Source organism: Mycobacterium sp. RTGN5, assembly GCF_033804465.1.
In the GTDB taxonomy this organism is placed as follows: Bacteria; Actinomycetota; Actinomycetes; order Mycobacteriales; family Mycobacteriaceae; genus Mycobacterium.
The window spans coordinates 2,235,691-2,259,619 of sequence record NZ_JAPZLA010000001.1 but is presented as its reverse complement, the minus strand read 5'-3'; the positions used below and the strand labels follow the sequence as shown (position 1 = coordinate 2,259,619).

Annotated in this window: 24 protein-coding genes; 9 read left to right on the top strand and 15 right to left on the bottom strand. The window is 63.6% G+C overall.

The window, feature by feature from the left end; translation table 11 throughout:
• Positions 1 to 12: 12 nt before the first annotated feature.
• Positions 13 to 1,920, top strand: a complete 1,908-nt coding sequence (locus SLQ31_RS11010; RefSeq protein ID WP_319432219.1) for a cytochrome c oxidase assembly protein — start codon at positions 13 to 15, stop codon at positions 1,918 to 1,920.
• A 53-nt stretch (positions 1,921 to 1,973) separates the two neighbouring features.
• Here the strand turns inward: SLQ31_RS11010 and SLQ31_RS11005 are convergent, their stop codons facing one another.
• The 5 genes from SLQ31_RS11005 to SLQ31_RS10985 are packed head-to-tail and all read right to left on the bottom strand — an operon-like array spanning position 1,974 to position 6,473.
• A complete protein-coding gene (locus SLQ31_RS11005; protein WP_319432217.1) occupies positions 1,974 to 3,173 on the bottom strand; it encodes a cytochrome P450 in 1,200 nt (399 codons plus the stop codon).
• Complete coding sequence (locus SLQ31_RS11000) at positions 3,170 to 4,039, bottom strand: TIGR03619 family F420-dependent LLM class oxidoreductase (protein ID WP_319432215.1); 870 nt, start codon at positions 4,037 to 4,039, stop codon at positions 3,170 to 3,172. Before SLQ31_RS11000 ends, SLQ31_RS11005 begins: the two co-directional genes overlap by 4 nt.
• Positions 4,036 to 4,866: a TauD/TfdA family dioxygenase gene (locus tag SLQ31_RS10995; RefSeq protein ID WP_319432213.1), complete on the bottom strand. Its 831-nt coding sequence runs from the start codon at positions 4,864 to 4,866 to the stop codon at positions 4,036 to 4,038. Before SLQ31_RS10995 ends, SLQ31_RS11000 begins: the two co-directional genes overlap by 4 nt.
• 3 nt (positions 4,867 to 4,869) lie before the next feature.
• Positions 4,870 to 5,193 carry a hypothetical protein gene (locus SLQ31_RS10990; protein WP_319432212.1) on the bottom strand — a complete coding sequence of 108 codons (324 nt, stop codon included), beginning with the start codon at positions 5,191 to 5,193 and terminating at the stop codon, positions 4,870 to 4,872.
• Positions 5,190 to 6,473: an aromatic ring-hydroxylating dioxygenase subunit alpha gene (locus SLQ31_RS10985; RefSeq protein ID WP_319432210.1), complete on the bottom strand. Its 1,284-nt coding sequence runs from the start codon at positions 6,471 to 6,473 to the stop codon at positions 5,190 to 5,192. Before SLQ31_RS10985 ends, SLQ31_RS10990 begins: the two co-directional genes overlap by 4 nt.
• A gap of 106 nt (positions 6,474 to 6,579) precedes the next feature.
• Here SLQ31_RS10985 and SLQ31_RS10980 point away from each other — a divergent pair, with 106 nt between their 5' ends.
• Positions 6,580 to 7,500, top strand: a complete 921-nt coding sequence (locus tag SLQ31_RS10980) for a LysR family transcriptional regulator (RefSeq protein WP_319432208.1) — start codon at positions 6,580 to 6,582, stop codon at positions 7,498 to 7,500.
• Between the two features lie 9 nt (positions 7,501 to 7,509).
• Here SLQ31_RS10980 and SLQ31_RS10975 read toward each other — a convergent pair whose 3' ends face one another.
• The 10 genes from SLQ31_RS10975 to SLQ31_RS10930 all read right to left on the bottom strand — a co-directional run bounded on the left by SLQ31_RS10975 (position 7,510) and on the right by SLQ31_RS10930 (position 15,904).
• Positions 7,510 to 8,355: a TauD/TfdA family dioxygenase gene (locus SLQ31_RS10975; RefSeq protein WP_319432206.1), complete on the bottom strand. Its 846-nt coding sequence runs from the start codon at positions 8,353 to 8,355 to the stop codon at positions 7,510 to 7,512.
• 12 nt (positions 8,356 to 8,367) lie between these two features.
• Positions 8,368 to 8,703, bottom strand: a complete 336-nt coding sequence (locus tag SLQ31_RS10970; RefSeq protein WP_319432205.1) for a hypothetical protein — start codon at positions 8,701 to 8,703, stop codon at positions 8,368 to 8,370.
• A gap of 2 nt (positions 8,704 to 8,705) precedes the next feature.
• Positions 8,706 to 9,971 (bottom strand): aromatic ring-hydroxylating dioxygenase subunit alpha, encoded by a 1,266-nt coding sequence (locus SLQ31_RS10965; protein ID WP_319432204.1) that lies wholly within the window; start codon positions 9,969 to 9,971, stop codon positions 8,706 to 8,708.
• Positions 9,972 to 10,019: 48 nt separating this feature from the next.
• Positions 10,020 to 10,763: an SDR family NAD(P)-dependent oxidoreductase gene (locus tag SLQ31_RS10960; RefSeq protein ID WP_319432202.1), complete on the bottom strand. Its 744-nt coding sequence runs from the start codon at positions 10,761 to 10,763 to the stop codon at positions 10,020 to 10,022.
• 16 nt (positions 10,764 to 10,779) lie between these two features.
• Positions 10,780 to 11,817 (bottom strand): ferredoxin--NADP reductase, encoded by a 1,038-nt coding sequence (locus SLQ31_RS10955; protein ID WP_319432201.1) that lies wholly within the window; start codon positions 11,815 to 11,817, stop codon positions 10,780 to 10,782.
• Between the two features lie 54 nt (positions 11,818 to 11,871).
• Entirely contained in the window at positions 11,872 to 12,330 is a 459-nt protein-coding gene (locus SLQ31_RS10950; RefSeq protein ID WP_319432200.1) for a MarR family winged helix-turn-helix transcriptional regulator, read from the bottom strand.
• Positions 12,327 to 13,583: an amidohydrolase family protein gene (locus SLQ31_RS10945; protein ID WP_319432199.1), complete on the bottom strand. Its 1,257-nt coding sequence runs from the start codon at positions 13,581 to 13,583 to the stop codon at positions 12,327 to 12,329. The genes SLQ31_RS10950 and SLQ31_RS10945 overlap by 4 nt, the downstream gene beginning before the upstream one ends.
• Positions 13,580 to 13,909, bottom strand: coding sequence for a hypothetical protein (locus SLQ31_RS10940; protein ID WP_319432198.1), 330 nt, complete (start codon positions 13,907 to 13,909; stop codon positions 13,580 to 13,582). Before SLQ31_RS10940 ends, SLQ31_RS10945 begins: the two co-directional genes overlap by 4 nt.
• Positions 13,910 to 13,914: 5 nt before the next feature.
• Entirely contained in the window at positions 13,915 to 15,180 is a 1,266-nt protein-coding gene (locus tag SLQ31_RS10935; RefSeq protein ID WP_319433034.1) for an aromatic ring-hydroxylating dioxygenase subunit alpha, read from the bottom strand.
• Between the two features lie 97 nt (positions 15,181 to 15,277).
• Positions 15,278 to 15,904 (bottom strand): TetR/AcrR family transcriptional regulator, encoded by a 627-nt coding sequence (locus tag SLQ31_RS10930; RefSeq protein WP_319432196.1) that lies wholly within the window; start codon positions 15,902 to 15,904, stop codon positions 15,278 to 15,280.
• A 111-nt stretch (positions 15,905 to 16,015) separates the two neighbouring features.
• On the opposite strand from SLQ31_RS10930, the gene SLQ31_RS10925 reads away from it, so the two are divergent.
• From SLQ31_RS10925 to SLQ31_RS10895, 7 genes are all read left to right on the top strand, one after another.
• Positions 16,016 to 17,041, top strand: coding sequence for a Rieske 2Fe-2S domain-containing protein (locus SLQ31_RS10925; RefSeq protein WP_319432194.1), 1,026 nt, complete (start codon positions 16,016 to 16,018; stop codon positions 17,039 to 17,041).
• A gap of 70 nt (positions 17,042 to 17,111) precedes the next feature.
• The gene (locus tag SLQ31_RS10920; protein ID WP_413641954.1) at positions 17,112 to 18,140 is read left to right on the top strand and encodes a dihydrodipicolinate reductase; all 1,029 of its coding nucleotides are present in this window, start codon (positions 17,112 to 17,114) and stop codon (positions 18,138 to 18,140) included.
• Positions 18,141 to 18,344: 204 nt separating this feature from the next.
• Positions 18,345 to 19,151, top strand: a complete 807-nt coding sequence (locus SLQ31_RS10915; protein WP_319432191.1) for a TetR/AcrR family transcriptional regulator — start codon at positions 18,345 to 18,347, stop codon at positions 19,149 to 19,151.
• Between the two features lie 67 nt (positions 19,152 to 19,218).
• Positions 19,219 to 20,424, top strand: a complete 1,206-nt coding sequence (locus SLQ31_RS10910; protein ID WP_319432190.1) for an MCE family protein — start codon at positions 19,219 to 19,221, stop codon at positions 20,422 to 20,424.
• Positions 20,421 to 21,446 carry an MCE family protein gene (locus SLQ31_RS10905; RefSeq protein ID WP_319432189.1) on the top strand — a complete coding sequence of 342 codons (1,026 nt, stop codon included), beginning with the start codon at positions 20,421 to 20,423 and terminating at the stop codon, positions 21,444 to 21,446. Before SLQ31_RS10910 ends, SLQ31_RS10905 begins: the two co-directional genes overlap by 4 nt.
• Positions 21,446 to 22,528 (top strand): MCE family protein, encoded by a 1,083-nt coding sequence (locus tag SLQ31_RS10900; protein ID WP_319433032.1) that lies wholly within the window; start codon positions 21,446 to 21,448, stop codon positions 22,526 to 22,528. Before SLQ31_RS10905 ends, SLQ31_RS10900 begins: the two co-directional genes overlap by 1 nt.
• Positions 22,525 to 23,904 carry an MCE family protein gene (locus tag SLQ31_RS10895; RefSeq protein ID WP_319432188.1) on the top strand — a complete coding sequence of 460 codons (1,380 nt, stop codon included), beginning with the start codon at positions 22,525 to 22,527 and terminating at the stop codon, positions 23,902 to 23,904. The genes SLQ31_RS10900 and SLQ31_RS10895 overlap by 4 nt, the downstream gene beginning before the upstream one ends.
• Positions 23,905 to 23,929 lie beyond the last annotated feature (25 nt).

The window sequence follows — 23,929 nt, the reverse complement described above, 5'->3', positions numbered from 1 at the left end:
AGACTCGCGACGATGGAGTCGACCCAGGAAGGCGCCCGGCCGACGGGTCGGTGGCTACTCGGTGGCTACCTGATCATCGTCGCCGCCCTGATCGCCTACGCCGCCGTCTCCGGTGCGCGCCGCTTCACCGCCACCGGTGACTCCTACCCAGGCATGCTCACCAGCATCGCCGAGGTGGTCGGCTACTTCACCGCCACGCTGGCCGCCGCAATCTGCCTGGGCGCGCTCGTCTTCACCGTCGTCACTGCCGAGCCCGACGAGCGTGGCGTACTCGATGCCGCGTCGTTCCGGGTGCACCTGCTGGTCGAGCGCCTTGCGCCGCTGTGGCTGGTGACTGCGCTGGCGATGGTGCTGATCCAGTGCGCCAATGCCGCCGGGGTCCCGGTCACCCGTTTAGTCGCAGGCGGGGGCGTCGGAAGTGCGCTCGGCGCATCGGAAATGGCCCGCGGGTGGATCGTTGTCGCGGTCGCGGCGGCCGTGGTGACCGTCGCGCTGCGGCTCACGGTGCGCTGGGTGTGGCACGCCGCGCTGGTGATCCCCACCTTCATCGGGGTGATCGCGCTGCCGGTGAGCGGTAACGCCGGCCAGGGCCCCGACCATGACTACGCGACCAGTGCTGTCATCGTGTTCGCGCTCGCACTGGCGGTGCTGACCGGTGTCAAGGTCAGCGCCGTCATCGCCCCGCCGAAAGCCGAACTGCGCCGGCGGGTTCTGCTGATCGAGGTCGCCGCCGGTGCGGTGGCGCTCGGGTATGGCGCATTACTACTACTTCTTCTGGCTACCCCGAGCGGACTCATCGGATCGGACTATGGCCGGCTGGGGCTGCTGACCGGATCGGCATTACTGGGCAGCCTGCTGATCAGGCGCGCATCGGTAGGGGCGTTGGCCGCCGTGCTGGCGGTGGCCGCGGTCTCGGCCATGGCCGTTCAGACCGCGCCGCGGCTGCTGGCCCACCAGTTCACCGCGTGGGATGTGTTCCTGGGCTATCAATTGCCCGACCCCCCGAATGCGCTTCGCCTACTTACCGTCTGGCGCTTCGACGTCCTGCTCGGCGTGGCAGCTCTAGTGCTGGCAGGCGCCTACGTGATCGGGGTGATCCGCCTGCGCCGGCGCGGTGACACCTGGCCGCCGGGGCGGCTGGTGGCGTGGCTGTTGGGTTGTGCGGCATTGGTGTTCACCACCGGATCCGGTGTGCGCGCGTACGGGTCGGCAATGTTCAGCGTGCATATGGGCGAGCACATGGCACTGAACATGTTCATTCCGGTGTTACTGGTCCTTGGCGCACCGATCACCCTGGCGCTGCGCGCTCTTCCTACCGCTGGCGCCGGTCGCCCGCCCGGGCCGCGGGAATGGCTGCTGTGGCTGGTGCATTCGCCGGTGTCGCGGTTCCTGTCCCATCCCGCAACGGCTTTCGTGCTGTTCGTCGGCTCGCTGTACGCGGTGTACTTCACCCCGGTGTTCGACACTCTGGTGCGCTACCACTGGGGTCACGAGATCATGAGCCTGCACTTCCTGATCACCGGCTACCTGTTCTTCTGGGGCATCATCGGCATCGACCCCGGCCCGAAGCGGCTACCGTTCATCGGTCGGCTCGGAATGTTGTTCGCGGTCATGCCATTCCACGCGTTCTTCGGTATCGCGACGATGACCATGACGCAGATTCTCGGCGGCACCTTCTACCGCAGCCTTCACCTGCCGTGGCTGGCCAGCCTCAACGACGACCAGCATCTGGGCGGGGCGCTTGCCTGGGGGTCCAGCGAGCTGCCGATCATCGTGGTGGTGGTCGCACTGGTCGTCCAGTGGGCCCGCCAGGACCGACGCACCGCGGTCCGCACCGATCGCCATGCCGACGCCCACTATGACGACGACCACGACGCGTACAACGCGATGTTGCGGGAACTGGCCAAGAACCGGCGCTGATCAGCGGACTGTGAAACTGTGATGAAACTGCCTGACTGACAGCGCTTTCGAGGTCAGATTCGCGCCGGCATGCTGTCCCAACCGCGGACGGCCGACGACGACGAGAAGACGGCGTTGTCGAGATCGACCTCCCAATCAGGGAAACGGTTGAGGATCTCGTCGAGGGCGATGCGCCCTTCCAGACGCGCCAACGCGTTGCCGAGACAGTAGTGCGCGCCGACGCCGAACGTGACGTGCTGACGCGGCGGCCGAGTGATGTTGAAGTTCTCCGCGTCGGGACCGAACCGCGTGCCGTCGCGGTTGGCCGCACCGATCAACGTGAGCAGGGCGCTGCCCTCGGGCACGGTCTGTCCGTAGTAGTCGACATCGCGGGTGACATACCGGGCGGCCTGCAACGCCGGCGGCTCGTATCGCAGAATCTCCTCGAGAGCACCGGGTATCAGCGATCGGTCGGCGGCCAGTTGGCGACGTTGGTCGGGATGATCGGACAACAGCTTTCCCGACCAACCGATCAGGCGGGTGGTCGTCTCGGCGCCGGCGACGGAGACGACGTTCATGAGCATCAGGAGTTCGTCTCGATGGAGTCGCCGAACTGTCCCGGTTTCGTCTTCGAACTCGACCGCCAGCAGTTCTGAGGTGAGGTCGTCCGAGGGATTCGCCATCCGCCAGTCGATGAACTCGCCGAACACCTGTCCGTCGGTCATTCCTTCGGAGTGGTCCAGCTTTTCGCCGCGCTCGGTGCGGATATTGTCGGCTTGGTCCACGACAAGCTTCTGGAAGTGCTCGGGGATGCCGAAGAGCATGCCGACCACCCGTAGCGGCATGACCGCGCCGAGGTGCTTGACGAAGTCGATCTGATCTCCGCCGACCAACGGGTCCAGACAGCGCGCAGTGAACTCCCGGATCAAGGGCTCGATGGCATTCATCTTGCGTGGTGTGAAGGCACGGGAGAGCAGGTTGCGGCGAATATCGTGGATCGGGGGGTCTTCGAAGATCAAAGTGCCGGGCGGAATCTCGATGTTGGCCTTCAGAATCTCGATCACCACTCCCCTTGCGGAGCTGAAGGTCTGGTGATCAACCAGCGCGTGGTTGACATCGTCGAACCGACTCAAGGCGTAGAAGTCGTGCTCGGCGTTGTAATACAACGGTGCGTTGTCCCGCAGCCGCTTGAACATCGGGTACGGGTCGGCGTTGAGCTCGACATCCCACGGGTCGTAGTAGAGGTCTCTGGTCGCGCTACCCAAAGTTGTCATTGCTCGGCTCCTCCGTCAGGCTCATGCAGTTCAGCCAAGGCCTGAATCTGCTCCAGGTAGTGCTCAAGTGAGTGGTGGATGAACCGGGCCGAAAGCGTCGTGGTGCCCCCAGCGGCCATGTGCCCCAAGGTGTCCATGGTGGCCTGTGGCTCCCCCACCGGATCCAGGGGCGCTTCCGCGGGCATGACCACCTCGAAACCTGGTGGTACATCGAAGGTTTCCAGCCATTGGGCGGCGGTCTCGATGGAGACGTAGAACGGGCACCAGCCGTCGGCCAGCGTGACGGCTCGCCGCAACGACCGTTTGGTGCGGCCGCCGATCCACAGCGGCAGATGTGGCTGCAGCGCACACGGATCGACCGTGAGACCACCGAACGAATAGAACTCGCCGTGGTAGGCCGGCTCATTGCTCGGCAGCGCCACCCGAAGCGCCCGCAAGGCGTCGTCACCGCGGGCGCCGCGATCATCGAACGGCGCACCGAGCAGGTCGAACTCTTCCTTCAGGGAACCCACGCCGAGGCCCAGGATCACCCGCCCGTTGCTGACGTGATCCAGAGTTCCGTAGCGCTTTACGATGGCCAAGGGATGGTGGTAGCCCAGCACGAGTGTCATGGTGGCGAACCTGATCTGGCTCGTGCGGGCGGCCACATATCCGAACGTGGCCAAGGGATCCCAGTAGCGGGCCCCGCGCCGCGCGGTCTCGGTCGACGGCAGGCCGATGTGCTCACTGCAGGTCATATGGTGATAGCCCAGCCGATCGGCCGCTTCCGCAACGCGACCGATGTCCTCGATCGTGGCATCCGTCTCCCACGTCAGGGGCGCCCCCGCGACGTTGGTGACGACGGGGGTGGCGATGCCGAGTTTCACTCCAACGGCTCTTCACCAGCGAGGATCGTGCGATGCATGAGCCGGCCGCTGTCGACGGCATAGGGCAGCGCTCGGTGCATGGTTCCGGTGTTGTCCCAGATGAGCAGATCACCCACCTGCCACTGATGGCGGTACACGTACTGCGGTTGGGTGGCCCAATCACGCAGGTGCGCAAGCAAAGCCCGGCTGTCCTCGACCGAGTATCCGATGATGTAGTCCGCGGTGGCGCCCAGCAGCAACGACTTGCGACCGGATTGATGTGTCCACACCATCGGGCATGCCTTTGTCGGCGACTTCTGCCAGAAGACGATTTCATCGTGGCTCATCTCCGGGGTCACGTAGTACTGCGACCGCTCCGCGCTGTGCACCACCCGAAGATCGGCGATCAGTTCTTTGGTACCGAGCGGGAGGTCATCGTAGGCCGCATACGTATTGCAGAACTCGGTGTCGCCACCCACGTCTGACAGCGTCACCGCCCGGAGCACGGTTGCGAGGTTCGGATACGGCTGCAGCGAGCCGTCGAAGTGCCAGAACAGCGAACCCTTCAAGTACTTGGCGCGTTCGTTCACTTTGTCATCGAGGGAGATCTTGTAGATGCCCTCCTCGCCTTCGTTCTCCACAAGGTTGCCAAGGGTTTTGGCGATAGCGACCTGCTCTTGATCGCTGATCTCCAGGCCACGGAAGAAGACCACGCCACGCCGCTCGAGCGTCGCGCGGATGTTGGTGGCCTCCCGACCGCTCAACAGAGTGTCGACGTCGGTTTTGATTTCACTGCCGATCCGGTCGCCGATATCGACGACGTCGAGCTGTGTCTTGGTAGGTGCCATGATTTAGCTGACTCTCGTGAGAATGGTGTTGGCCGAATGCTTTACCCGCGGTTGCTTCCACAGTTCGACCGCCAGCGAAACGGTGATCAGCGAGTAGAGCAGGTTGCGCAGATTCGCGACGTCATCGGGAAGCGCTTCGGCGTAGTCGAATTTGTCGACGTACGCGACGGCTTCCTCGGCTAGCGGAAAGACGGCGTCATAGAACGCCTGGATCTCCTCCATCGAACTGTTCACGCGTTTCACGTAGCGCTCGTGTCCATCCTCGATGGCCCAATCGGCCACCAGATGCTCGAGTTGGGAAAACTCCGGCGGCAGAGACGCACTCATTTCTCGCCGGCCTCGACTTCGCCTGCCAAAACGTAGTCCCCGACCACCTTGTGCAGGTGTCGCAGCAGAATCTCCTCGTCGTTCATCGTGAAATGCGTCAGGGCACCGCTGTTGAGCATCGCCTGCAAGCCTTCCGACGGGCTGGCGTCCTCCAGGATGATGTCGTTGAGGTACGTCACGGTCAGCTCTTGGCCCAGCCGTTCCCGGTGCGTCGTCGGGGGCTGGTAGTACATCTCGGTCTCGAAGGTGTGCGAGTGCGGTCCGGTGGGCCAGTGGGTGTGGATCGTGTAGCCGGAGGCGCCGAAGATCAGGATGAAATTGGGGAAGAACTGGTACGAGTCGAAGCCGTATTTCTCGGATCGGGTGGGATTGAGCCCAGGTGGCATCGGACCGCGATCGGTGCGCTTGTTCCACGGCCCGGCGGCGCTGGCCTCCATCACACACTCGATGGGTTTGGAGTACGGCGTCTTCTGCGACGGCTCACCCGCGAACGAGTACGTGCGGTGCGGACCACTGAGCCGGTAGGACAACGCATCGGTGAACGGGTTCGGTTGGTCGAACGCTTCCCTGGCTTCCGCCGTGACAGCGCCGAACGACGAGGCGTGGAGATACGGTCCGTGGTAGCTCTCGGCGAAGCCGTCGACGAAAATCTTCCAGTTGCACTGCAACTCGGCCTTGAATCGGTAGACCTGGTGCGGTCCTTCGAAGCGATAGCCCTCGATACCGTGGGCCAGGTCGCCGAGGTAATCACGCACCGACTCGGTGTTGTCCGGATTCAGATTGACGAAGATGAAGCCCTCCCACACTTCGCATTGGATCGCGGGCACGCGGCAACTGTCGGCATCGAAATCGAGCAGAAGATCCTTACGGGTGGCTGAGTGCAGCGAACCATCGAGCCTGTAACGCCAGCCATGAAAACGGCAGTACAACAACGGCGCCCGGCCCTGCACCTCTTGGAACGGGTCGTCCTCCCACAACATCTTGTTGCCACGGTGTGGGCACACGTTGTGCATCGCGCGGATCACCCCGTCCTTGCCGCGCACGATAATGATCGAGGTGTTGAGGAATTTCAGTTCGCGGGTGAAGTAGCTGCCGGATTTCGGTACTCGCTCGACACGACCCATATAGAGCCACGTCTTCTTGAAGACGTGCTCACGTTCCTTGTCGTAGAACTCCTCAGACACACAGTCCTCGAGAGACACTGGGCCGCGACCCAATTCCGGATACGCATCGGTCCAATGCCCACTCGCCGGCTTCGTGACCAGGGCTTCAGTACTCACAAGAGCGCTCCCATCAGGCCTAAAGGCCGAACGTAGCACTTGACAAATGCACCTAGATAGGGGCTAAACCGCAACAGGCTGTTGCAAATCTGGAACACTTGCGGGTATGGAGCAGAGCCTTCCGTTCGACGTGGACGCGCTGCTGATATTCGGCAAGGTGGTCGAGTGCCGCAGCTTGTCCAAGGCCGCCACGGTGCTCGGCATGCCCAAATCGACCGTCAGCCGCAAGCTCAGCAAGCTGGAGTCTGATCTCGGGATCAAATTGCTGCGGATGAACACTCATCAGCTCACGGTCACCGATCTCGGCGAGAAGATTTACGACCACGGGGTCAACATCCTGACCGAAGCGAATGGCGTTCGGGCGCTGGTCGAGGGCAGCAGGCAAGAGCCACAGGGCGAGCTCCGTGTGGCGATGCCGGTCTTTGTCGGCATCGACTACGCATCGAGGGTCGGCGCCGCGTTTCTCCATCGCCATCCGCATTCACGGCTCGACATTCGGCTGGTCGACGAGATGGTGCACCCGGTCAACGACGGCTTCGACGTGGTGTTCGGGACTGGGCCGCTGCAGGATTCGACCCTGATCGCTCGAAAGGTGTTCAGCCTTAATCTGTTTCTCTGCGCATCACCGGATTTCGTACGGCAGTTCGCTGAACCCATTATCACTCCAGCGCAGTTGAACGAACTGCCGTTCATCGACTTCGGCTTCGCTGGCAGCCCACGCAGGCTCACGCTGGCCAAACAGAAGCGCCGCTATGAGCTGTCCCCCACCGTCCGGGCTCGTGCCAACAGTTTTCAGGTCTGCAAGCAGTACATTCTTCAAGGCCTCGGCGTCGGCCCGATGCCCAATCAGATCATCTGCACCGACGAGCTACGCGACGGCACCCTCGTGCCGGTGCTGCCGCAATGGAGCCTCGAACCACTGGACGTGCACATGGTCTATCCCTTCCAGCTGTCCTTTTCGACGCTCATCAGCGCGTTCTATGACGCCGCCTGCGAGATCATCGTGGAGAACTCAGCGCGAGCCTGAGCATCGACGTCACTCGATCGGTTCGTCGCCTAAGACCGTGGTGCGCAACATCAATCGCCCGGAGTCGTCCGCGTACTGGCCGGCGCGGTGCATGACGCCGCGGTTGTCCCAGATGACGGTGTCCCCGACGGACCAGGTGTGGCTGTAGACATTGTCGGGACCGGTGGCCGACTGCAGAAGGCGATCGAGGACGGCTCGGCCCTCGTCGACGTCCATGCCGACGATGTAGTCGGCGGAGGCACCGAGCACCAGTGACTTACGACCACTGCGATGCGTCCACACCAGCGGGTGCTCATGCGTCGGACGAGAACGCCAGCGGGCGACATCCTCCGGGGACGGATCGGGAGTGGTCTTGCGCTGCGACGCTTCCAGCGAGTGCACCACACGCAACGAACCCAGCCGCTGCTTGTCCTCGTCGGACAACGTGTCGTATGCGGTGTAGGCACTGGCGAAGTCGGTCTCCCCGCCCTCGTCGGCCACTTGCTTCGCCGACAGCACAGTAGCCATCTGCGGGCATTCGTCGTTCATCGGCGTGCAGCCGTCGATGTGCCACAGGAACGCGGCACGCAGGTAATTGGCGTTGGCATTTTTGGACTTGTCCATGGTGATCGGGTAAATGCCGGAGACCGGATGGCGCCCGTCGGCGGACCGGTCCACCTCGCCGAGGCGGGTGCAGAACGCGACTTGGGCCTCCGGAGTCAGGTTCAGGCCGGGAAACACCAGAACCCCGTTGTCTTCCAACGCCTCCAGGATCGAGCCCGCCAGTGCGTCATCGGCGCCGAGTTGCTCGGAATTCAGTCCGGTCACCTCGGCACCGACCGTTGAGGTCAGCTTGGTGATGGTCAACATGCTCACTGCGTCTCCTGGCTAGGGTCGGGGTTCACTGACGCGGACCATGACGGCATCGCAGGCGTCCACCGGTCTGGGCTGGTGCATGATTTCGACCGCCATCGCCACCATGATCAGCGAATAGATCAGGTACAGCAGGTTGGTCGCGTCCTGGGGCAGCTCGTCCAGCGAGAACTTGTCGCAGTACTCGATGGCCTCTTCCAGTCGGGGGAAGAACGCGTTATAGAACTGCTCCATCTCGGCCATGCTGCTGGTCACACGCCGGTCCCACCGCTCCGTCTCCGTGGGCAGGCACCACAGTGGAGCGAACTCCTCGAGTTCGGCAAAGGCACTTGGTAACAACGTCTCTGACACGTCTACACCCCCACTCGAGCGGTGTCGCGCTGGTAGTCGTCGACCCAGTCGACGACCGCCTTGTGCAGGTGGCGCACCAAGATTTCCTGGTCGTTGAGCGGGAACTCGTCGATCACCCCGGTTTCCAGCGCAGCCTGGGTGCCGCCCAACATGCCGGCGTCCTGCAGCGCGAATTCCTTGAGCACCACGGAAGCCACCTCGTGCTCGATGCGTTCGCGGACGGTTTGCGCGGGGCTGAAGTAGGTGAACGCCTCGAAGCGGTGGGTGTTGTGGGAGGTGGGCCAGTAGCGGTACAGCAGATACCAGCCGCCGTAGATCAGGATTTCGATGTTGGGGAAGATCTGGAGATTGGTGATACCCCACGACTCGATGCCACCGGGGTTCAACCCGGCAGGCAGTTCACCGATATCCGGTGTACGCCACGGCCCGACGAGTCCGCTCTGGGTCGCGCGCTCGATCGGATACATGTATTCCGCCGGCAGCAGCCAGCGCCGGGTTCCCGCGGTGGACACCAGCCGGTGCGGGCCGTCGAGCTGGAAATGGGCACAGGTGAAGCCGGCGTTGGGAACCCGCACCTCCGGCGGCACCTGCTGCGGGTGCAGCGACGGCACGTGGTAATACTCCTGGAAAGCGTCGGCGAAGATCTTCCAGTTGCTGTTGTTGTTCGCCACCCACTCATAGCTCTCGGTGAGCTTGTCGAATGGATAGGCGTCCAGCGCGGTCACCATGGGGCCGAGGAACTCTCGCAATGTCTGGCGGGGTTCGCGGTCGAGGTTGATGAAGATGAACCCGTTCCACACATCGCAGTGCACCGGGCTCAGGCCGTAGTCCGCATTGTCCAGGTCGAAGAACTCCGACGGCTGCTGGACGAAGGTCAGCGCTCCGTCCAGGCCGTAGCGCCAGCCGTGGTATTTGCAGGTGAACTGGCGGCAGTTCCCGCGCACCTCTTCGGTGGGATAGTCGTTCCACATCAGCTTGTTTCCGCGGTGGCGGCAGATGTTGTGAAACGCCCGGATTTCGCCGTCTTTGCCCTTCACCACGATGACCGAGGCGCGGGCGACCTCGATCTCCTTGGTGAAATAGCTTCCGACGCGCGGCAATTCCTCGACCCGGCCGACGTTGAGCCAGGCGCGCTTGAAGATGGCTTCGCCTTCGAGCTTGTAGAACTCCGGTGACGTGGAGTCTTTGAAGGAGATCGGGCCGGTGCCCAGATCGGGGTAGTGCTCGGTCCAGCTACCCTCAGCGGGTTTGGGCCACGTGACGGCCATGAGAACCTCCTACTGGTGTGGATAGAACTTTCACATCGCTGAGCACTTTCACATCACTGAGCCGCCGTTGACACCGATGGTCTGACCGGTGATGAAACCGGCTTCATCCGAGCTCAAGAATCCGACCATCGCGGCGATGTCATCACCGGTACCCATATGTCCGATCGGAATGTTGGCGACCATCTTCTCGGTGGGGGGCAGGATTCCGGCGGCCTGCTGCTGGTGCTGCATCGGCGTCTCGATTCCCGACGGCGGGATGTTGTTGACGGTGATGCCGCGGGCGGCGTACTCACGGGCCAGGGACCGGGTCAGGCTCACCACCCCGCCCTTGGACGCGGCGTAGTGCGCCATTTCCGGCGAACCCCGTTGGGCACTCGACGACGAGATCATGATGATGCGCCCCCAGCCCGCGTCGAGCATGTCGGGCACGGCGAGCTGGCAGGAGTGGAAGGTTCCGGTCAGGTTCACCGCGATGACCCGCTCCCATGCCTCCACGCTGAGGTCCACGAACGGTGAGAACCCGAACAGCCCGGCGCTGGTGACCAGGATCGTCGTCGGGCCGAGTTCGGAGCGCACCTTGGCGAACGCGTCCTCCATCGCCGGCCGGTCGGTGACGTCGGCCCCGACTCCGATCGCGGTCACACCCTGTGCGCGCAAATCGTCGGCCACCCGTTGGGCCGCAGCCTCATTGAGGTCGAGGACGGCGACCTTGTTGCCGCGACGGCCCAGCTCGTGGCACGTCGATTCCCCCATGCCCGACGCTCCGCCGGTCACCACTGCTACCCGACTCATTCGGATCACCTCCTTGTTACTCATAGACGATCCGAACGGTCTTCGTGGTGGGCATGGCCTGGCACGTCAGCACCAAGCCTTCGGCCACTTCGTCGTCGGTGAGCGCACTGTTGTTGAGCATGCGCGCAGCGCCTTCGGTCACCTGTGCGATACATGTTCCGCACGAACCGGTTTCGCACGATGACGGCGCTTTCAGTCCCGCCAGGCGAGCGGTCTGCAATAGCGTGTTGCCGGAGCGATAGTGCGCCAACGTGATGCGCCGGTCCAGTTCGATGGTCACCTCCTCGGTAACCTCCGCCCCGTCGACCGGCACCGTGTCGGCCGTCGTGGCGACGAACCGCTCGAGGTGCACCCGGTCGGCGGGCACCGAGGTCTCCCGCAACGTCTCCTCCACCGCATCCATGAATAGCGTTGGACCGCAGACGAAATACTCGGCGTCGGCGACGCCGGCGAGGAACTGCGTCAACGCGGCGGCAGTGACCACACCACGGTCACTGTCGAGGTGGTGGTCGACGGCCAGCCGATCGCCGTACTCGTCCGCCAGCCGGCGCAGTGGCTCGTCGAAGATCACCGAATCAGCACTGCGGTTGGCGTAAAAGAGACGAACTCGCCGCTCGGTGCTGGCCAGTGCCGTCCGGATCAGCGAGAACACCGGTGTGATACCGCTTCCGCCCGCGAACGCCACAATGTCGCGCCCGGAGGAATCGAGCACGAAACGGCCCTGCGGTGCCTCGACATGAATCTCGGCCCCCGCAACCACGGTGTCGTTGATCCAATTCGACACCACTCCGCCCGGATCGCGTTTGACGGTGATGCGCAGCGGTTCGGCCAGTGCAGGCGATGACGACATCGAATAGCACCGGCGGTGCTCCACGCCGCCGACCGTCACCCGCAAGGTCAGGTACTGGCCGGCCGCGTATCGGAAGCGGTCTTGATGATCAGAGGGCACGTCGAACACCACGGACACACAATCGGCGGTCTCGGATTGCACGTCGGCAATCCGGAGCCGCACGCATCCGTCGCGGCTCACCTCAGGTCGGCATGTCGTCCCCATCGCCGTGAAGAATATCAAGTACTTGTCATTAGTATCAAGCACTTGCTTAATCCGTCAGTCTGTGTGCGGGTGCAGCGTGAACGAGACCTCGCCGTGCCCCTGCACGACGATGCGAACCAACAACTCGGCCAACGTCTTTCGTTCCTCAGCAGTGAGCACCGAGAACAGCTCGTCGTGGGCGATGACGGCGTCGGCGTTGGCCGCGGTCACCGTGCGGCGGCCCTTTTCGGTGAGGTAGGCGCGCTGGATACGGCCGTGCTCGGGATCGGGCTTGCGTTCGATGAGACCGTTTCGCTCAAGCGTGGCCAGCGCCAGCTGGGCGCCCTGCGGGCTGATCAGCAGCCGGCGTCCCAGTTCGGCACCGGACAACCCCGGTTCCTCGGCGAGCTGACGCAACAGACCCGTTTGGGCGCTGGTGACGCCGTGCTTGCTGATCACCTCGTTGATGGTGTGCCCCGAATAGTGAAAAGCCTGTTTGAGCAGCCAGAGGAGGTTCTCATTGCCGTTTTTCATTGCGCTGCCGCCTGCTTGTAGATCTCCCCGCCCTTCATGACGAATCGCACGTCAAGGGTGGTGGTGATGTCAGCGGAGGGGTCTCCGGGTACGGCGATGATATCGGCAAGGTAGCCCGGCGCGAGGCGCCCGAGTTCGTCGTCGGCGTCGATCAGCTCGGCGCTGGTGATCGTGGCGGCGCGCAGCGCCTGCATCGGTGTCATGCCGCGATTCACCAGTGCGCAGATCTCCTTGGCCTGCTGGCCGTGCGGGATGGCCGGGGCGTCGCTGCCGCAGGCGATCCGCACTCCCGCGGCGATGGCCTTGGGCAGCATCGCCTTGGCTTGGGGAAACACCTCCTCGGCCTTGCGGCGCAGTTCCGGCGCGATGCGGTCGATGGCCATCGCCTCGGTCAGATACGTCGTGGAAACCAGGAAGGTGCCGTGATCGACCATCATCTGGATCGTCTCGTCGGACGCCAGGAAGCCGTGTTCGATGCAATCGATGCCCGCGCGAATACACGCCTGGATCGCACTGTCCCCCACCGCATGTGCGGCGACCCGAAGACCGGCCCGATGCGCCTCGTCGGCGATCGCCTCGAATTCGGCGTCGGAGAACTGCTGCGAACCCGGCGAGGTGCTGTGCGACATCACGCCGCCGGAGGCCGACACCTTGATCAACTTGGCGCCGTGGCGGATCTGATAGCGCACGCAGGCCTGTACCTCAGGCACCCCGTTGGCGATTCCCTCGGCGACGCTCAGCGGCATGATGCCCGGAGCCAGTCGCTGGAACACGGTCGGATCCAGATGTCCGCCATAGGGTGTCACCGCGTGGCCGGCCGGATAGATGCGCGGCCCGATATGCCAGCCCTGCTCGATCGCGCGCTGTAGCGCGACGTCGAGAAGGTAGCCACCGGTCTTGACCATCAGGCCGAGATTGCGGACGGTGGTGAACCCGGCCTCCAGGGTGGTCCGCGCGTTCACCGCACCCCGCAGCGTGCGGTAGGCCGGATCGTCCTGGACTCCGTGCATGGGGCTGGGCAAACCGTCGGGCCCGCCAGGGCCCCCGATGAGCAGGTTGAGCTCCATGTCCATCAGTCCGGGCAACAGCGTGACGTCACCGAGATCGATGATGGTGGCCGAATCCGGCAGCGGTTCGGCCGGATTCACCGCTGCGATGCGGTCCCCATCCACCACGATGACCGCGGGAGACCGGACCTGCCCGGCTTCGATATCGGCCCACCGGGCGGCACGCAGAACGGTCGGGCCGCTCACGGTACGGGTTCGATGACGCAGTCGAGGCTGGTGGCGCCGGTATCGGGAACTTTGGGCTGCTTCCAGCACTCCACCGGGAATGACACGATGATCATCGAGTACAGCAGGTGCATCAGGTTCAGCACGTCCTCGGGCAGATCGTCCAGAGTGAACTTGTCGCAGTAGGAGATTGCCTCTTCGGCGCGCGGGGTGATGGCGTCATAGAACGCCTGCATGTCGGCCATCGTGCTGGCCAACCGCTTGGCGTAGCGCTGCGACTCGTCGGGCAGACACCAGTCCTCCGCGAACTGTTCGAGGTCGGCGAATTCCTCGGGCAACAGGGCCATCGTTGCTACACCCCGGCTTTCTTGCTCTGGTAATCCTCGACCCAGTTGGCGGTCTCCTTGTGCAGGTGGCGCAACAGCACTTCCTGGTCTCCGAGGGGGAACCGGTCGACGTAACCCGACTCGACCATCATCTGGGTGGCCTCCAGGGTGTTGGCGTCCTGCAGGCCGTACTCCTTAAAGGAGGCGGCGGCCAGCTCCTGGGCGATGCGTTCCCGCGGGCTCCGGGGCGGCGGGAAGTACGCCGAGCCCTCGAAGATGTGGGTGTTATGGGAGGTGGGCCAGTAGTGGTAGGTCAGGTACCAGCCCTGCCCCCAGATCAGGATGACGAAGTTGGGAAAGAGCTGAAATGAATCCAGACCCCACGGATCGCACTTGGCGGGATTGAGTCCGGCCGGCATCTCGCCGAGGTCGGGCCCGTCCCACGGCCCGAAAAGACCACTGCGGCAGATATCCTCGATCGGCTTGCGCATCTCGGAGTCCATCTCCCAGGCCCGGATTCCCGAGGTGCTGACCAGCCGGTGCGCACCGTCGATCCGATAGTGCGGCGCCTCGAAGCCGGCCTCGGCCGCGGCTTGCGAATACTTGGTTGGTGACTGGTTCGCGTGCAGCACCGGTGCGTGGTAAAACTCCTGGAACGCATCCAGGTACAGCTTCCAGTTCGCCTTGACCTCGGACCGATAGGTCCAGCGTGACGTCAACTCGCCGAACGGATATCCCTCCAGGCCGGTGATCATCGGGCCGAGGAACTCCCGCAGCGGTTGTTCGGGTTCGGCGGCGAAGTTGACGAAGATGAATCCTTCCCAGACGTCGCAGTGCACCGGCACCAGGCCGTACCGGTTCTTGTCCAGGTCGAAGAATTCCTCCTCCTGCTGCACGAACGTCAGGTTGCCGTCGAGGTCGTAGCGCCAGGCGTGGTACTTACACACGAATTGACGGCAGGTTCCCGAACTCTCGGCGCGCGGATCGTCGTCCCAGACGAGTTTGTTGCCCCGGTGCCGGCAGATGTTGTGGAAGGCATTCACCTTGCCGTCGCGGTTACGCACCACGATGATCGAGGTGTTGACGACCTTGAGTTCTTTGGTGAAGTAATTCCCGGTGCGCGGAATCTGTTCCACCCGGCCCACATTGAGCCAGGCCCGCTTGAACACCGCCTCGCGTTCGAGTTCATAGAACTCCGGGCTGATGGAATCCTCGTAGGACACCGGCGCAGTCCCCAGCTCGGGGTAGTGCTCGGTCCAGCTGCCTTCGGCGGGCTTGGGGAAGCGGGGCAACGTCTGCTCCTTCGACTCGTTCACGATCGACGGTAAGGCCGCGCCAGCAGAATAACAAGTAGTTGATATTGTGGGCTCGATATCGGCGAAGTATCGATCAGTGCGAGGACTCGCTCAGGTAGGCCGCGATCGCGTTGGTCAGCCCGTCGCGAGCCTCGTCGAGATCGGCATAGCTGCCAAGTTGCTTCTCGGACACCAAGCCTCGCATGGCCCCCGGGATGAACGCCGCCACGTGGTGCCCCCGCCGCGGGTTGACGTGCAGGTCGGCGAATGCCTTCTGGCACGTCTCATTCCAGCTTTGGCCCCAGGATCTCAGCTCGGCGGCGGTGGCGGGATAGAGCCGGTCGAGGTCCTCCGGGTTCCGCGGCAACGCGGCGCGGAGGTTCTCGATAGCGCGGGAGTCCGGCGCGTCCAGCCCGTCGTAGAGGGTGTCGATGATGCCGGCGACGCGCGAGCGCAGCGGAGCACCGCTGTCGGTATTTGCGAAGAGGCTGGCCCGCCGCTCAGCGGTGTGGTGCAGTACCGCCGCCCAAAACCCGTCGGCGTCGCCGAACTGGTATTGCACGGTGCCCCACGTGACGCCGATCTGCTTGGCGATGCGATTGGCCGAGACGGCGGCGGGGTCGCCGGTGGCCAGCGCCTCGACGGCGGCGTTGAGCATCGCTTCCCGTGTGGCCATGCCGCGCCGGTTGGAGGTCCTGCGCGCGCTGTCTGGCTCTGCCATCGGAGTAGCTTAAGCGATTTCGACCTTTCATTGACACTACTATGATCAGTTCATAGACTCCGCTACGATCACCGGGTCGGTACTCATGGGAGGGATTGAGGATGGCGAAGGATGGCTAAGCCACCGCTTTCGATGAAACCGACCGGATGGTTCCAGGTGGCGTGGTCCGACGAAATCAAGGTCGGCGACGTACACCGGATGAACTACTTCAGTCAGGAATTGATCGCCTGGCGGGCCGAGTCGGGCCACCTCACCGTGATGAACGCCTACTGCGAACACTTGGGTGCCCATCTGGGCTTCGGCGGGCACGTCGAAGGCGAAGTACTGCAATGCCCGTTTCATGGCTGGCAATGGAACTCCGAAGGCCACAACGTCTGCATCCCTTACGACAAGAGACCCAACCGCGGCCGGCGCATCAAGACCTACCCGGCGGTGGAACGCAACGAGTCGGTCTATGTCTGGTACGACGACAACGGCCGCGAGCCGTTCTTTGACGCCCCGGATGTCTTCGCCTCATTCGGCGATGACAGCAGCGTGGCCGACTACTACCCCCAGCGACGGCTTTTCGAACAGGGCCACGAGATGCACCCGCAGTATGTGCTCGAGAACGGGGTGGACTTCGCCCACTTCAAATACGTCCACCACACCCCGATCAACCCGATCTTCACCCGCCATGACTTCGACGAACCGGTGTCCTACGTCGACTTCACCATCACCTTCGAAGGCGACGACCAGCAGTCCATCGACGATGTCAAAAGCGGCGTGGAGGCGATCAACGGTGGATTGGGCATCGCAGTCACAAAGAGTTCGGGCATGATCGACAACCGCACGATCTCGTGCATTACGCCGGTCGACGAGTGCACGTCCGATGTGCGGTTCATGGTCTACATCGGCCGCACACCGGGCAAAGACACCGAGCGTGCGGCCACCAAAGCAGCCGAGTTCGGCGACGAGGTCATCCGCCAGTTCCGCCAGGACATCCACATCTGGTCGCATCAGCGCTACTCCGATCCCCCAGCGCTGACCGGCGCGGAGTTTTCCGGTTTCACCGCAATCCGCGAGTGGGCCAAGCAGTTTTATCCCGATGGCATCGGTGGCAGTGCCGCCGAAGTCTATGCCGCACTTGAGAAAGGCTGACCCGACAGTGGGCAACAACAGCGAGCCGATCCGCGTCTTCCAGGTCGCCACCGGCAACGTCGGCTCGGAGATGATCAAGCGCATCGCCACCCAACCCGATCTGGAATTGATTGGTGTGCACTGCTATTCACCCGAGAAGGTGGGTAAGGACGCAGGTGTCCTTGCCGGCCTGGCGCCCAACGGGGTTATCGCCACGGGCAGCATCGAGGAGATCATCGCCGCCAAACCCGATGTCCTGACCTTCCACGGCGTGTTCCCTGACGAAGATCTCTACGTCAGGGTGCTCGAGGCCGGCATCAACATCGTCACCACCGCCGACTGGATCACCGGCTGGCACCGCGACAGGAACCACCCCCACGCGTCGGGTAAGAAGGTCACTCAGCTGCTCGCCGAGGCGTGCGAGAAGGGCGGCTCGACGTTCTACGGCACCGGCATGAACCCGGGCTTGAACCAGATCCTTGGCGTGGTGTGCTCGGCTGACGTCGCCGACATCGAGAACATCACCACCATCGAATCCGTCGATGTGTCCTGCCATCACAGCAAGGACACCTGGATCGAGGTGGGTTACGGTCTGCCCGTTGATGATCCGAGCATTCCGGGCAAGCTGGAAAAGTACACCCGAGTGTTTGCCGACAGCGTCTACCTGATGGCCGACTGTTTCGGCCTGAAGCTAGACGAGGTCACCTTCAGCTACGAACTCGGCGCGTGCACCGAGGATGTCGACCTGGGCTGGTACGTCCTGCCCAAGGGATCCTTGGGCGGCAACTACATCAAGTACCAGGGCATGGTGAACGGGGTGCCGCGGGTCGAGACGCACCTGGAGTGGCAGATGACGCCGCACACCGACCCGAGCTGGCGCATCAAGGGCTGCTACATCACCCAGATCAAGGGTGACCCGTGCGTGTACAACAAGCACATGATCTTCCCCAAAGCCGGTGTGGATCTGTCGGATCCGGCCAATTTCGCGTCGATCGGCATGACGGTCACCGGGATGCCCGCGATCAACTCCATCAAGGCGGTCGTCGCCGCACCGCCGGGGCTGCTGACCAGTGCCGACCTCCCGCTGCGTGGATTCGCGGGGCGCTTCGTCGACGTGTGAGACCGCCGCCCGGTGCGACGTGCCGGCCGCTGCAGCCTGGATACGTGTTCGTCCATGATTTAATTCATATCGACCACATATAATTCAGCAGCGACGGCATTGGGGGCCATTCTGAACGGGCCACAACCAGGGAGCGGGCGGACACGCGCGCGGAGAACCCCACATCGCGATCGAGTGATCCGGCTACTGCAGACCACCGGCCCCATGGCCAGGGCCGATTTGGCCGACCGGCTCGATCTCGCCCGCTCGTCGATCACGGCCATCGTCACCGAGCTACTCGACGACGGAACACTGGTCGAACTGGATTCGCGCGTTGAGAATCCGGGCTACCGCGGTCGTCCGCGGACCCTGCTGTCCTGCAATCCGCGACTCGCCACCGGGAAGCGAAAGCCCAATGCCGAGGAACGCCGCCGGGAGCTCTGCGACGCCGCCATCAACGTCCTCGCCGAAGAGGGTGCTCGAGGCTTGACGCACCGCAAGGTCGAGCAACGAGCGGGCTTACCCGACGGCACGACGTCGTCCTACTTTCCCACCCGATCGGCATTGTTGCGCGCCATCTCCGAACGTGTTGCCGAGCTCGACGGCACCGAGTTCATCTCGGTTGCCACGGACGCCGCCGACACCGATCCACCCGTCTCCACCCTGTCACTGCTGGCCGAGATGGCGATGCGCTCCGCGAGCGGCCCGGCGCTCAACCGCTCGCGTGCACGGTACGAGCTATCGCTGCACGCCTCACGCGACCCCGAGGTCATGGGCGCATTCACCGACGCCATCGGCACGTTCATCGCCCTGAGCGAGGAAGCCGTCAGGCTTGCCCAACCCGACGCGGAGCTCGACCGAAAGTTGATCGAGGAACAGGCGTACGCGGTCACCACCTTCCTCAACGGTGTCATGGTGCGCCTGGCACTGGGCGAACGCACGGTGGAAAGTGCCGCACACCTCGGGGAACTGCTGCACGCGCTCGTCGCGGGCATTGCATCCCTAAGGGGGGCGTCTCCCGACCTGACCTAGCACGGAGTTCTACGGCGGTAGAAGATTCTGCTTCTACATGTGTAGATACTCTGATAGCGTCGCGCCCATGGTGGCGCCGGGGCTGACGAAACGATCGCTTTCGCGACCGTTGGCCGGGTTGGTCACCGTCGGGACAATCGCTGCCCTCGTCATCGGCGCCGCCGGATCGTTCAACGGTGACTTCACCAAATCCGTAGCCGTGACAGTTCTTTCACCACGAGCCGGGCTCGTCATGGACCCGGGCGCCAAGGTGAAGATGATTGGCGTCGAAGTCGGCCGGGTCTCGTCCATCGACTACCTGCCCAATGGGCAGGCAGCCATACATCTGGCGCTCAATCCCGACACGATCCACGTGATACCGGACAATGTCGCCGTTGACATCGCGGCCACCACCGTCTTCGGCGCGAAGTATGTCCAGTTGGCGGCCCCAACCGAACCGTCGCCACAGTCGATCCGGCCCAATCAGGTGCTGGAAGGTCAACGCGTCACTGTCGAAATCAACACGGTCTTCCAGCGACTCACCGAGATCCTGGCAAAAATCGATCCAACCAAACTCAATCAAACTCTCGGCGCGATCGATGCCGCGCTGCGCGGGCGCGGCGAACAGCTCGGCCCGGCGTTGTCGGATTTCGATGAATTCCTAGCCGAAATCGAACCGAGTCTGCCCAATGTGACCCGCGATCTGCAGCTGAGCCAGCCGGTCCTCGACACCTACGCCGACGCGGCGCCCGACCTTCTGCGCAGCGTGGTGAACACCACCCGCATTGCGCAGACGGTGACCGAGGAGCAGCAGCAGCTCGACGCCCTGCTGATCGCCGCGATCGGGCTCGCCGATGTCGGCAATGACGTCATCGGTGGGAATCGCCAGGCACTTACCGATGTTCTTCACCTGCTCGTGCCGACGACGGAACTGGCCGACCGCTATCACCAGGCCCTCAATTGCGGTATCGCCGGGATGCTCCCTTACGTGCACCAACCACCCTTGCCGCTCCCCGGCATCCTGGTCTCAGCCGGGTTCACGCTGGGCGCCGAACGCTACCGTTACCCCGCCAACCTGCCCAAAGTCGCCGCCACCGGCGGCCCCCACTGCATGGGCCTGCCGGACGTGACGCCAGGCAGCCGACCGCCACTGTTGGTGACCGACGTCGGCGCCAACCCGGCCCAATACGGCAACCAAGGCATCCTGCTCAACTCTGACGGCCTGAAGCAGATGCTGTTCGGCCCGATCGACGGGCCACCCCGAAACTCCTTCCAGCTCGGACAGCCCGGATGAGTCGAATCACCGCCATTTCCATCAAGTTCGGCATATTCGCAATCGTCATGATCACGTTCACCGGACTGTTGTTCCTGGCGTTCGGTCAATTCCGCAGCGGCGCGACCAACAGCTACTCGGCAATCTTCGCCGACGCCTCACGGCTCAAATCCGGCGATGCGGTGCGGGCCGCGGGCATCCGCGTGGGCACCGTCACCACGGTCGTCGCATCGGGCGAGGACAAAGTCCTGGTGGAGTTCGATGCCGATCGCACCGTCGCGCTGACGACCGGAACCGCCGCCGCGGTGCGCTACCTCAACTTGGTCGGCGACCGCTACCTCGAGCTTGTCGATGGCCCTGGCTCGACACGTCTGCTTCCGCCGGGATCGCAGATTCCCCTGGAGCGCACCGCTCCGGCATTGGACTTGGACCTGCTGCTCGGCGGACTCAAGCCCGTCATCCAGGGTCTGAATCCGCAGGACATCAATGCGCTGACTGCCTCGCTGCTCCAGATCTTCCAAGGCCAGGGCGACACCATGGCATCGCTGCTGTCCAAGACTTCATCGTTCACCAATGCGTTGGCCGACAACGGGACCATCATCGGCCAGGTCATAGACAACCTGAACACCGTGGTAGGCACCCTCGATCAAAACAGCGGACAGTTCTCGGCGACGCTGGATCGGTTGGAGCGCCTTGTCGCCGAGTTGTCGACGCAGCGACAGCCGATCGGCGAGGCCATCGATGCCCTCGACCGCGGCACCGCATCGCTGACAGACCTGTTGGGCCAGAGTCGAATTCCTCTGAAAGGAACCGTCGATCAGCTCGCCCGCCTTGCGCCGCTGCTCGACAGCGACAAGGGGCGTCTGGACACCGCGTTGCAGAAGGCACCCGAGAACTACCGCAAGCTGATCCGGTTGGGCGCATACGGCAGTTTCGTGAACTACTACATCTGCGGAATTCAGCTGCGGGTCACTGACCTGCAGGGCCGCACCGCCGTGTTCCCGTGGTTCAAGCAGGACGAGGGACGGTGTGCCGAACCCTAATGCTCAAATACCGCGGCACTCAACTCATTCGAGCCGGCTTCATCGGCTTCGCCTTGATTCTGCTGACCATCATGATCGGCTTGAATCCGGAACGAATCACCACCTGGGCCACCAAAGTTCAGTACCAAGCGTTGTTCACCGAGGCCGGCGGCCTGACGGTCGGAAACGACGTCACCAAGACCGGCATCAAGGTCGGCTCCATTTCGTCGGTCGTCCTCGACCGCGGCAAAGCCGTGGTGACCTTCACCGTCGACGGGTCGGTCCGATTGGGAGCCGATACGACGGCACACATCCGCACCGGCTCGCTGTTAGGGCAACGCGTCCTGACACTGGAGTCGGCTGGGGCGACCCGCATGCATCCAGGTGACGTCATCCCCGCCGACCGCACCTTCTCGCCGTACTCGTTGACCGAGGCGGTCAGCGACTTGACCACGAATACCGCTGGCACCGATACCGCCTCGCTCAACCAGTCCCTCGATGCCCTGTCTGCCGTGCTCGACCAGATCGCCCCGCAACTCGGCCCGACCTTCGACGGCTTGACCCGCCTCTCCCGCTCGATCAACGACCGCAACGACAACCTGCGCACGCTGCTGTCTAGCGCCGGCAACGTGACGGGCATCCTCGCGCAGCGCAGCGATCAGCTGAACACACTGTTACTCAACGCCAACGACCTGATCGGTGTGCTCAGCGATCGCCGGCAGGCCATCGCCGAACTGCTCGCCAACATCTCGGTCCTGGGCCGACAACTCTCCGGGTTGGTCACCGACAACGAGAAGCAGCTCGCACCGACCCTGGAGAAACTCAACACGGTCACCGCGATGTTGGAGAAGAACCGTGACAACATCGCCAAAGCACTACCCGGCTTAGCGAAATTCCAAGTGACCCAAGGCGAGACGGTGTCGAGTGGCTTCTACTACAACGCCTACGTACCCAATCTGATCCCAGGGCAGACGCTACAGCCGTTCCTCGACTACGCGTTCGGTTTCCGGCGCGGTGTCGACGCCGGACAACCACCTGACAACGCGGGACCCCGCGCCGAATTCCCCTTTCCCTACAACGGGATTCTCGGAGGGTCGCGATGAGATCTGGCAGGAGCGCAGCAATCCTGGCTGTCGTTCTGGTTGCGTTGGCGGCAACCGCTACGGGCCTGATCGTGCGCGACAGATACGTCGGGCACCGCACCGTCAGCGCATTGTTCACCACCGCAATCGGCATTTACCCGGGCGACGAGGTGCGCGTCGCCGGGGTCAAGGTCGGCACCATCGCCGCGGTCGATCCGCAAGGTACGCGCGCCGAACTCACGCTCGACGTGGACCGTGCCGTGCGCCTACCCGCAGACGTGAAGGCCGTCATCGTCGCCCAGAACCTGGTTGCTGCCCGCTACGTCCAGCTCACGCCGGCCTACGAGACAACCGGTCCGACACTGCCCGATGGAGCAGTCATCCCCCTGGACCGGACCGCAGTGCCCGTCGAGTGGGACGACGTCAAGACCCAGCTCATGCGGCTGGCCACCGAACTCGGACCGAAGGCTGGCACATCCGACACCTCAGTCGCCCGGTTCATCAACAGCACAGCGGACGCGCTCGACGGCAATGGCGTCAAGCTGCGGCAGACGTTGGCACAACTCTCCGGGGTGGGCCGGATCCTTGCCAGTGGCAACGGCAGCCTTGTCGACGTCTTGAAGAACCTGGCGACGTTTGTCGCGGCACTGCGTGACTCCGGTACCCAAATCGTGCAGTTCGAAAACCGCTTCGCCGCACTCACGAGTGTGCTCGACGGGTCTCGGTCAGACCTGGATTCGGCGCTCACCACGCTGTCCAGCGCAATCGAAGACGTACGGCGGTTCATCGCCGGTACCCGCGACCAAACCGCGGAGCAGATCCAGCGGCTGGCCAATGTCACCCAAACCGTCGCCGATCACCGCATCGACCTGGAGAACGTGCTGCACGTCGCACCCAACGCGTTCTCCAACGGCTACAACATCTACAACCCGGACACCGGCAGCCCAATCGGCGCATTCATCTTCAACAACTTCTCCAATCCCGCCGAATTCATCTGCGGCGCAATCGGTGGCGTCGAGAACACGACGGCGCCGGAGACAGCAAAACTCTGCGCCCAATACCTCGGCCCGGCGTTGCGGCTGCTCAATTTCAACTACCTGCCTATTCCCATCAACCCCTACCTCGCAAAATCGCCGAGCCCCACCAACCTCGTCTACTCCGATCCCGCGCTGGCGCCTGGCGGCGGCGGCGCGCCACCCGGGCCGCCCCAAAATCCCCCGGCGGTATCGGCCTATACCGGCGCCGGCGACGTCACCCCGCCGCCCGGATTCGGGAATTCCGGTGTGCCGCTGGCGGGTTCGAACCTGCCTGCCTATCCGTCCCCCGCGCTGCTTCCTGGAGCACCGATCCCCACCGTGCAGAACGTGCCGCAAACGGGGCAGGAGCCGACGCCGTGACCCGCGCCAGTAGACAGCCAACGAC